This window comes from Pseudomonas sp. GM49, assembly GCF_000282355.1.
In the GTDB taxonomy this organism is placed as follows: Bacteria; Pseudomonadota; Gammaproteobacteria; order Pseudomonadales; family Pseudomonadaceae; genus Aquipseudomonas.
Genome location: NZ_AKJL01000046.1, coordinates 1 through 9031 on the forward strand (window position 1 = coordinate 1; position 9031 = coordinate 9031).

Annotated in this window: 7 protein-coding genes and 1 pseudogene; 1 reads left to right on the forward strand and 7 read right to left on the reverse strand. The window is 58.5% G+C overall.

Annotated elements, in window-relative coordinates; all coding sequences use genetic code 11:
- The 6 genes from PMI29_RS24635 to PMI29_RS24610 form a co-directional block, all read right to left on the reverse strand.
- Positions 1-319, reverse strand: a 319-nt coding sequence (locus tag PMI29_RS24635; protein ID WP_007994701.1) for a DUF6586 family protein, incomplete at its 3' end; no start/stop codon positions are given.
- A gap of 213 nt (positions 320-532) precedes the next feature.
- Positions 533-3166: a type I DNA topoisomerase gene (gene topA, locus PMI29_RS24630; RefSeq protein ID WP_007994702.1), complete on the reverse strand. Its 2634-nt coding sequence runs from the start codon at positions 3164-3166 to the stop codon at positions 533-535.
- Between the two features lie 114 nt (positions 3167-3280).
- Positions 3281-3517 carry a DUF1653 domain-containing protein gene (locus PMI29_RS24625; protein ID WP_007986363.1) on the reverse strand — a complete coding sequence of 79 codons (237 nt, stop codon included), beginning with the start codon at positions 3515-3517 and terminating at the stop codon, positions 3281-3283.
- 98 nt (positions 3518-3615) lie between these two features.
- Positions 3616-4791: an acetyl-CoA C-acyltransferase FadA gene (fadA, locus tag PMI29_RS24620; protein WP_007986361.1), complete on the reverse strand. Its 1176-nt coding sequence runs from the start codon at positions 4789-4791 to the stop codon at positions 3616-3618.
- Positions 4792-4820: 29 nt separating this feature from the next.
- A complete protein-coding gene (fadB, locus tag PMI29_RS24615) occupies positions 4821-6968 on the reverse strand; it encodes a fatty acid oxidation complex subunit alpha FadB (RefSeq protein WP_007986359.1) in 2148 nt (715 codons plus the stop codon).
- 637 nt (positions 6969-7605) lie between these two features.
- Complete coding sequence (locus PMI29_RS24610) at positions 7606-8043, reverse strand: hypothetical protein (RefSeq protein WP_007994703.1); 438 nt, start codon at positions 8041-8043, stop codon at positions 7606-7608.
- A gap of 104 nt (positions 8044-8147) precedes the next feature.
- On the opposite strand from PMI29_RS24610, the gene PMI29_RS24605 reads away from it, so the two are divergent.
- Complete coding sequence (locus PMI29_RS24605) at positions 8148-8588, forward strand: universal stress protein (RefSeq protein ID WP_007994705.1); 441 nt, start codon at positions 8148-8150, stop codon at positions 8586-8588.
- Positions 8589-8782: 194 nt separating this feature from the next.
- Here the strand turns inward: PMI29_RS24605 and PMI29_RS24600 are convergent.
- Positions 8783-9031: pseudogene (locus tag PMI29_RS24600) on the reverse strand (ABC transporter ATP-binding protein); the annotation flags it as partial.

The window sequence follows — 9031 nt, forward strand, 5'->3', positions numbered from 1 at the left end:
TGTTTAGCCAAGTCTCCGGGTTATTGGCCAGCTCGACCAGCTCAGCCATTTCCGGAATGGCGATGGTTTCCAGCACTTCGCGAGTCAGCAACAGCTCCGCACGGGGTGCATTGGCCTGAGGCAGGCGATAGAAACCGGCGATTTCGTGACACAGGCCCAACAGCGCTCCGTACAGGTGAAACAGCGCGGATTCGCGTCCGGCCTGGATCAGCGCCAGCGAATTCATCGCCCGCCCCTCTTCAGTGCGGGCCAGCGCTTCGAGCGACAAGCCGGCGAAATAAATCTTCTGATTGGTGCGGGTATACAGTTCGTGGGCCATGACGGCAGCCTCCACAACGAAATAATTGCTTCATGCAGGTCCTGTAGGAGCGAGCTTGCTCGCGATGGCCGTCAACGATGACGCGGGAAGCCTGGCACCCCGCAGTGGTCTCAGGCTCATCACGAGCAAGCTCGCTCCTACAAGGGTCTTGCGATTCTACGCCTTCGCAGTTCCCATGCGGCCTTTTGTAGGAGCGAGCTTGCTCCTACAGTTTCAAGCCTTGGCAGTCTTCGCCGGACGCTTATCCTCGACCACCCACTTGCCGCCGTCGTAGAACGCTTTCCAGCCAGTCGGCTTACCGTCGACTTCGGTCTGCACGTACTGTTCCTTGGTCTTGCGGCTGTAACGGATCACTGCTGGCAGACCATCCGGATCTTTCTTCGGCGCTTCACAGAGGAAGTGATACTTCGGATCGATCTCGTCCTTGTGCGGGATGATTTCCATCACCAGCGGAGCACGAGTCTCGCGGTTTTTCGGGAACTGGCTGGCCGCCAGGAACAGACCGGATGCACCGTCGCGCAGAATATAGGTGTCGTTGACCTTTTCGCACTTGAGCTCAGGCATCTTCACCGGATCCATCTTCGGTGGTGCTGCATCACCGCTCTTCAGCAGTTTGCGGGTGTTCTTGCAGGTGGCATTGGTGCAACCGAAGAACTTGCCGAAACGGCCAGTCTTGAGCTGCATCTCGCTGCCACACTTGTCGCACTCCAGGCTCGGACCTTCATAGCCCTTGATGCGATAAGTGCCCTCTTCGATTTCGTAGCCATCGCAATCCGGATTGTTACCGCAGATGTGCAACTTGCGTTTCTCATCGAGCAGGTAGGCATCCATCGCCGTGCTGCAGATCGGGCAGCGATGCTTGCCACGCAACACCAGCGACTCCGATTCACCCTCATCGTCCGCAGCGATTTCGTCGCCCGGCACCAGGTTGACGGTGGCCTTGCAGCGCTCTTTCGGCGGCAGGCTGTAGCCCGAGCAACCGAGGAACACGCCGGTCGACGCGGTACGGATCTGCATCGGCCGGCCGCAGGTGGTGCACGGAATGTCAGTCATGACGGGCTGATTGGCCCGCATGCCGCTTTCCGGGCTTTCGGCTACTTCGAGTTTCTTCTTGAAGTCGCCGTAGAACTCGTCGAGCACGTTTTTCCAGTCACGCTCACCCTGGGCCACATCATCGAGATGCTCTTCCATGCCCGCTGTGAAGCCGTAGTCCATCAGGTTGGAGAAGCTCTCGGCCAGACGCTCGGTGACGATGTCGCCCATCTTTTCCGAGTAGAAACGACGGTTGTGCAGCGCCACGTAGCCACGGTCCTGGATGGTCGAAATGATCGCCGCGTAGGTCGAAGGACGACCGATGCCGCGTTTTTCCATTTCCTTGACCAGGCTGGCTTCCGAGTAACGCGCCGGCGGCTTGGTGAAGTGCTGGGTCGGATCAAGCTTGATCAGCTTCATCGCGTCGCCCTGGGCCATGTCCGGCAGCACATCGTCGTCGCCTGGCTTGGCGATTTGCGGCATGACACGGGTGTAACCGTCGAACTTCAGGATGCGGCCCTTGGCGCGCAGCTCGAAGTCGCCGGCACCGACGGTGACGGTGGTCGACAGGTATTGCGCCGGCAGCATCTGGCAAGCGAGGAACTGGCGCCAGATCAGCTCGTAGAGGCGTTCAGCGTCACGCTCCATGCCCGACAGCTTGCTTGGCTCGGTATTGGCGTCGGAGGGACGAATCGCTTCGTGAGCCTCTTGTGCGCCTTCCTTGCTGCTGTAGACGTTCGGGGTTTCCGGCAGGTACTTCTTGCCGAACTCGCCTTCAATATAAGTACGCGCCATCGCCACGGCATCAACCGAGAGGTTGGTCGAGTCGGTACGCATGTAGGTGATGTAGCCGGCTTCGTACAAACGCTGGGCCATCATCATGGTTTTCTTCACACCAAAGCCCAGGCGATTGCTTGCGGCCTGTTGCAGGGTGGAGGTGATGAACGGTGCCGACGGCTTGCTGCTGGTCGGCTTGTCTTCGCGCTTGACGATGCTGTAGCTGGAAGACTTGAGCTTCTCCAGCGCAGCCATGGCCTGGGCTTCGTTGAGCGGCTTGAAGGCTTCGCCTTTCTCGCGGGCCACATCGAAACGCACGGTCGCGCCTTTTGCCGTGCCGAGGTCGGCATGAACTTCCCAGTACTCTTCCGGGATGAACGCGCGGATTTCACGTTCGCGCTCGACCACCAGCTTCACGGCAACCGATTGCACGCGACCGGCGGACAAACCACGAGCGATCTTGGCCCACAGCAGCGGCGAAACCATGTAGCCCACCACGCGGTCGAGGAAGCGACGTGCCTGCTGGGCGTTGACGCGGTCGATATCCAGCTCGCCCGGCTGGGAGAAGGCTTCCTGAATCGCCTTCTTGGTGATTTCGTTGAACACCACGCGCTTGTAGCGGCTGTCGTCACCACCGATGGCTTCGCGCAGGTGCCAGGCAATGGCTTCCCCCTCGCGGTCCAAGTCGGTTGCGAGATAGATGGTGTCAGCATCCTTGGCGAGCCGGCGCAGCTCTTCGATGACTTTTTCCTTGCCCGGGAGGATCTCGTACTTGGCTTTCCAGCCATGATCCGGATCGACACCCATGCGCGCGACCAGCTGCTTGCGCGCTTTTTCTTTCGGCGACAGTGCCGGCGCTTCACCCGCAGCAGCCTTGCCGCGCTTGGCGGCTGGCTCTTTGCTGGCGCTAGCCGAACCGCTGGTGGGCAGGTCTCGGATATGGCCGATACTCGACTTCACCACGTATTCGTTGCCCAAATACTTGTTGATGGTCTTGGCCTTAGCCGGGGATTCCACAATGACCAGCGATTTGCCCATGGATCAGAAAATTCCTGAATTCGAGAAGTGAAAGGCGATTGGCGCCTGACGCGGCACCGCTATATATAGTGGCAACAAGGTGAGGTCAAGCGCAGGGTATTGCGCGAACTCAGCTTATGGCTTGGTAAAAAGGCTTTCTTCGGCCTGCACCAAAGCGAAGCGTGGCACCTGTTCGCCGTCAACCTCGACGGACTCCAGGAACATGCTCAAGGGACGCACCCAAAAGCCGTAATCGCCATACAGGGCTTGATAGAAGACCACTTCTTCTTCGGTTTCCGAATGCCGCGCAACACTGAATACGCGGTACTGCGGACCTTTGTAATGTTGGTAGAGCCCAGGTTGTATCGGCATGCTTTGGCCCTCGCTGAAATTCTTTCAAAATAAAAACAAAATAAATCCGGAAAAACAAAAACCGGGGCACTTGGCCCCGGCTTCCATCAACGAGACGCTTAAACGCGTTCGAAGACGGTGGAGATGCCTTGGCCGAGACCAATGCACATGGTGGCTACCCCGAAGGTACCGCCATTCTGCTTCATCACATTGAGCAAAGTGCCGGAGATACGCGCACCGGAGCAACCGAACGGGTGGCCCAGGGCGATCGCGCCGCCATGCAGGTTAACCTTCTCGTTCATCTTGTCGAGCACTTTCAGATCTTTCAGCACTGGCAGGGCCTGTGCGGCGAAAGCTTCGTTGAGCTCGAAGAAGTCGATGTCGGAGATGCCCAGACCCGCGCGCTTCAGTGCTTTTTGTGTGGCCGGTACTGGACCATAGCCCATGATTGCCGGATCCACACCTGCCACTGCCATCGAGCGAATCACCGCCATAGGCTGGATGCCCAGGTCCTGTGCACGCTGCGCCGACATCACGATCATGCACGAGGCACCATCGGTGATCTGCGACGAAGTACCGGCGGTCACGGTGCCGCCCTTCGGATTGAACGCTGGCTTCAGAGCCGCCAGGCTTTCCAGGGTGGTTTCCGGACGAATGGTTTCGTCGTAGTCGAAGGTTTTCAGGAAACCGTTCTCGTCGTAGCCCTGCATCGGGATGATTTCGTCTTTGAACTTGCCTTCCACGGTCGCCTTGTGGGCGAGTTGGTGGGAGCGCACGCCGAAAGCGTCCTGTTGCTCGCGGGTAATGCCGTGCATTTTGCCCAGCATTTCCGCGGTCAGACCCATCATGCCCGAGGCTTTCGCCGCATACAGCGACATGTGCGGGTTCGGATCGACACCGTGCATCATGCTCACATGGCCCATATGCTCGACGCCGCCGACGACGAAAACGTCACCATTGCCGGTCATGATCGCTTGCGCAGCAGTGTGCAGAGCGCTCATGGACGAGCCACACAGACGGCTGACGGTCTGGCCGGCCGAAGTGTGCGGGATCTGGGTCATCAGCGACGCCATGCGTGCGATGTTCCAGCCCTGCTCCAGGGTCTGGTTCACACAGCCCCAGATCACGTCTTCGACTTCGTTCGGGTCGACCTTGACGTTGCGTTCCAGCAATTTGCTGATCAGGTGCGCCGACATGTCTTCGGCGCGGGTGTTGCGGTGCATGCCGCCCTTGGAGCGGCCCATCGGAGTACGACCGAAGTCGACAATCACGACGTCTCTAGGATTCAAGCTCATAAGTTCACTCTCACTCTAGTTGGGGGCGCTTAACCGAAGAAGCTCTGGCCGTTCTTGGCCATTTCGCGCAGCTTCGCGGTCGGGTGGTACAGCGCGCCCAAATCAGCGTACTGGTCAGCCAGGGCAACGAACTCTGCCACACCGATCGAATCGATGTAGCGCAGCGCACCGCCACGGAATGGAGGGAAACCAATACCGTAGACCAGACCCATGTCGGCTTCGGCAGCGGTTTCGACGATGCCGTCTTCCAGGCAGCGCACGGTTTCCAGGCACAGCGGGATCATCATCCAGTTGATGATGTCTTCGTCGGTGACTTCGCGCTGTTCAAAGACGATTGGCTTGAGCACTTCCAGTACCGACGGGTCGGCGACTTTCTTCTGCTTGCCCTTCTTGTCGGTCTCGTAGGCGTAGAAGCCCTTGCCGTTCTTCTGGCCCAGGCGCTTGGCTTCGTAGAGCACGTCAACGGCCGAACGACGGTCGTCTTTCATGCGATCCGGGAAGCCTTCAGCCATCACGTCACGACCGTGGTGACCGGTGTCGATGCCGACCACGTCCATCAGGTAGGCCGGGCCCATTGGCCAGCCGAATTTTTCCATGATCTTGTCGATACGGACGAAATCCACACCGGCGCTGACCAGCTTGGCGAAACCGCCGAAGTACGGGAACAGGACGCGGTTGACCAGGAAGCCCGGGCAGTCGTTGACGACGATCGGGTTCTTGCCCATTTTCTTGGCGTAGGCAACGGTGGTGGCAACGGCCAGCTCGCTGGACTTCTCGCCACGAATCACTTCCACCAGCGGCATCATGTGCACCGGGTTGAAAAAGTGCATGCCGACAAAGTTTTCCGGACGCTTGAGGGCTTTGGCCAGCAAGGTGATGGAAATGGTCGAGGTGTTGGACGCGAGGATGGTGTCCTCTTTGACCTGGTCTTCGACTTCAGCCAGAACGGCTTGCTTGACCTTCGGGTTCTCGACGACCGCTTCAACCACCAGGTCCACGTGACCGAAATCACCGTAGGACAGGGTCGGACGAATGCCGTTGAGCACTTCAGCCATTTTCGCGGCGGTCATGCGACCTTTATCAACGCGGCCAACCAGCAGTTTGGCGGCTTCGGCCAGACCCTGCTCGATACCGTGCTCGTTGATGTCCTTCATCAGGATCGGCGTGCCTTTGGAGGCCGACTGATAGGCGATACCGCCGCCCATGATGCCGGCACCGAGTACGGCGGCCTGCTTCACGTCCTTGGCGATTTCGTCGTAGGCCTTGGCCTTTTTCTTCAACTCCTGATCGTTCAGGAACAGACCGACCAGGCTCTGTGCGGCCGAAGTCTTGGCCAGCTTGACGAAACCGGCTGCTTCGATTTCCAGCGCCTTGTCGCGACCGAAGTTCGCGGCTTTCTGGATAGTCTTGATCGCTTCAACCGGCGCCGGGTAGTTCGGGCCGGCCTGGCCTGCCACGAAACCCTTGGCAGTTTCGAAAGCCATCATTTGTTCGATGGCGTTCAGCTTCAGCTTTTCCAGCTTCGGCTGGCGCTTGGCCTTGTAGTCGAACTCGCCGGAGATGGCGCGCTTGATCAGTTCCAGCGCGGCTTCTTGCAGTTTTTCCGGAGCAACCACTGCGTCGACAGCACCGACTTTCAGCGCGTCTTCAGGACGGTTTTCCTTGCCGGCGGCAATCCACTCGATGGCATTGTCGGCACCGATCAGGCGCGGCAGGCGAACAGTACCGCCGAAGCCCGGGTAGATGCCCAATTTGACTTCCGGCAGACCGATCTTGGCCTTGGTGGACATGACGCGGTAGTCCGCGGCCAGGCACATTTCCAGACCGCCACCCAATGCGATGCCGTTGATCGCGGCTACAGTCGGGACGTTGAGGTCTTCGAAATCGCTGAAAATCTTGTTGGCTTCGAGGTTGCCAGCAACAAGCTCTGCATCCGGCAGCTTGAAGTTGTCGACAAATTCGGTGATGTCGGCGCCGACGATGAACACGTCCTTGCCACTGCTGACGATCACGCCCTTGATCGAAGCATCTGCCTTGATGGTGTCTACGGCCTGACGCAGTTCGTTCAGGGTTAGACGGTTGAACTTGTTGACGGACTCACCCTTGAGGTCGAACTTCAGTTCGACGATGCCACTTTCAAGAGCCTTAACCGTGATGGCTTTACCTTCGTAAATCATCAACTGATCTCCACGATATGGAAGCTGAACAGTACACGTCGGACGCAGGCGAATGGCTCGGCAGGGACGTTGATCGTCAATGCTACGCCCATTCCCCCGGCACACCCGCCAACGCGATAGTCGGGATTCTGTAGGAGCGATCTGAAATACAAACGCTCAATTCATACGCCCGTTTGATTTGGGTACATCACCTTCACGGAATTTCCGACAATTGTCAATCGCCCGAAACACTGGTTGAAACGCGACTTTCCGGTCATATCCGTACTGCGAAGACCTTAAACACGCTTGAGCATGCGAAGTCATTCATAGGATCAATTGTTAGAAAAGTCGCCCTAATTCGCTGCAGCCCGTGCTTAACAAGCTACGCTGGCGGAACCAGGGGAAAAAGTTGAACGCTTTGGCGAACGCCCAGCGTAAGATCAGCCCACACCGTTTTACCGGCCTGCCTGGCCAACTCCAGCCCGATGATGAATGTCGGGCTTTTTATTGCCTGCAAAAAAACGGCAAATGCGCTCCTCTGTACTCTGTAGGAGCGAGCTTGCTCGCGATGAACCTGAGAGCGCCACGGGGTGTCAGGTTTCAAGCATCATCGTTCACGTCCATCGCGAGCGAGCTCGCTCCTACAGGGGATCGGGGTTCAGGCGAGGGCTTTGAGCGTTGCATCGATCTGCTGCAAAACCTCAGCCTCGCCCTTCTCACCCCAATACAAGGCGATCAATTGTTTGTCGGCCTCGACCTTGTAGACATTGCCTGGCAATTTTTCGAAATGATTGAGCAGCGACGGATCCTCACAGATTTCCTGCCATTGATTCACCCAGACACCCGGGGATTTTTGCCAGTAACTCCAGCACGCCGGCTGATTGCCTCGTCGCGGACGATGGTACTGGGCGCAGGGGCTCGGCGGCTCCTGGCTGAGCCAATGCGGCCACTCCTGAGGCGCCAACTGCATGGCCAGGCCGATGCGCCGCGCCTCCATCCGCAGGGCGATGCGCCCACTCTGGGCACGCGACGGGCGCAACCACGCCAGCGGGCTGAGCACCACCAGCAGGATTGACACCACTATCCAGACCGTCATATCTGTACTCCCGAATTTGAATGAGCCCATTGTGTCACTTTGGAACCAATGCGCTTGAAACCAGCCATACTTACCAATATTGCAACCCTCAGGAGGAGCACCTCATGCCCTACAACCATATTCTGGTCGCTGTAGATCTGACCGAAGAGTGCGACCCTGTGATCCACCGCGCTCGCGAACTGTCGGTGAGCAATGGCGCGAAATTGTCACTGGTGCACATTGTCGAGCCGATGGCGATGGCCTTCGGCGGCGACGTGCCGATGGACCTGTCACAATTGCAACAGCAGCAGTTCGATCAGGCCAAGGAGCGCCTTGACCGCCTGAAGCACAAATACTCAGAGCTTGAGAGCTCCAATTGCCACCTCACCTACGGCCAGCCACGCCAGGAAATCCATCACTTCGCCAAGGAGCAAACCTGCGACCTGATCGTGGTGGGCAGCCATGGCCGGCATGGCCTGGCACTGCTGCTGGGCTCCACCGCCAACGACGTGCTGCATGGCGCGCCTTGCGATGTGCTGGCGGTGCGCCTGCAAAACAAAAGCTGACAACACCTGCCCCCTGTAGGAGCGAGCTCGCTCGCGATGGTCGTCAACGATGACGCTGGAAACCTGATGCCCCGCGGCGCTCTCAGGTTCATCGCGAGCAAGCTCGCTCCTACAGGGGATCGAACTGACCGCATTGCATATGAAAAGCCCGGCGTTCATGCGAATGAAGCCGGGCTTTTTTATTGCAGGGTCAATCAGGCATCCAGCTCGGCCCAACGCTCGACCATCACGTCGAGTTCAGCCTGCAACTGCGCCAGTTGCGCGATCACCGCAGCCGTCTCTGCAGCCGGACGCAGGTAAAAGCCTGAATCAGCCATCTGCGCCTCGACAGCGGCGATCTGCTGTTCCATGGCTTCGATCTCGCCTGGCAACGCTTCCAGCTCGCGCTGCAATTTATAGCTGAGCTTCTTTTTCGCCACCGGCGCTTCAACGGCTGGCGCCAC

Excerpts from the sequence above, each read along its gene's own strand:
- PMI29_RS24610 (WP_007994703.1), bottom strand. The coding sequence starts at position 8,043 with ATGACGGTCTGGATAGTGGTGTCAATCCTGCTGGTGGTGCTCAGCCCG.
- topA (WP_007994702.1), bottom strand. The coding sequence starts at position 3,166 with ATGGGCAAATCGCTGGTCATTGTGGAATCCCCGGCTAAGGCCAAGACC.
- fadA (WP_007986361.1), bottom strand. The coding sequence starts at position 4,791 with ATGAGCTTGAATCCTAGAGACGTCGTGATTGTCGACTTCGGTCGTACT.
- fadB (WP_007986359.1), bottom strand. The coding sequence starts at position 6,968 with ATGATTTACGAAGGTAAAGCCATCACGGTTAAGGCTCTTGAAAGTGGC.
- PMI29_RS24605 (WP_007994705.1), top strand. The coding sequence starts at position 8,148 with ATGCCCTACAACCATATTCTGGTCGCTGTAGATCTGACCGAAGAGTGC.
- PMI29_RS24625 (WP_007986363.1), bottom strand. The coding sequence starts at position 3,517 with ATGCCGATACAACCTGGGCTCTACCAACATTACAAAGGTCCGCAGTAC.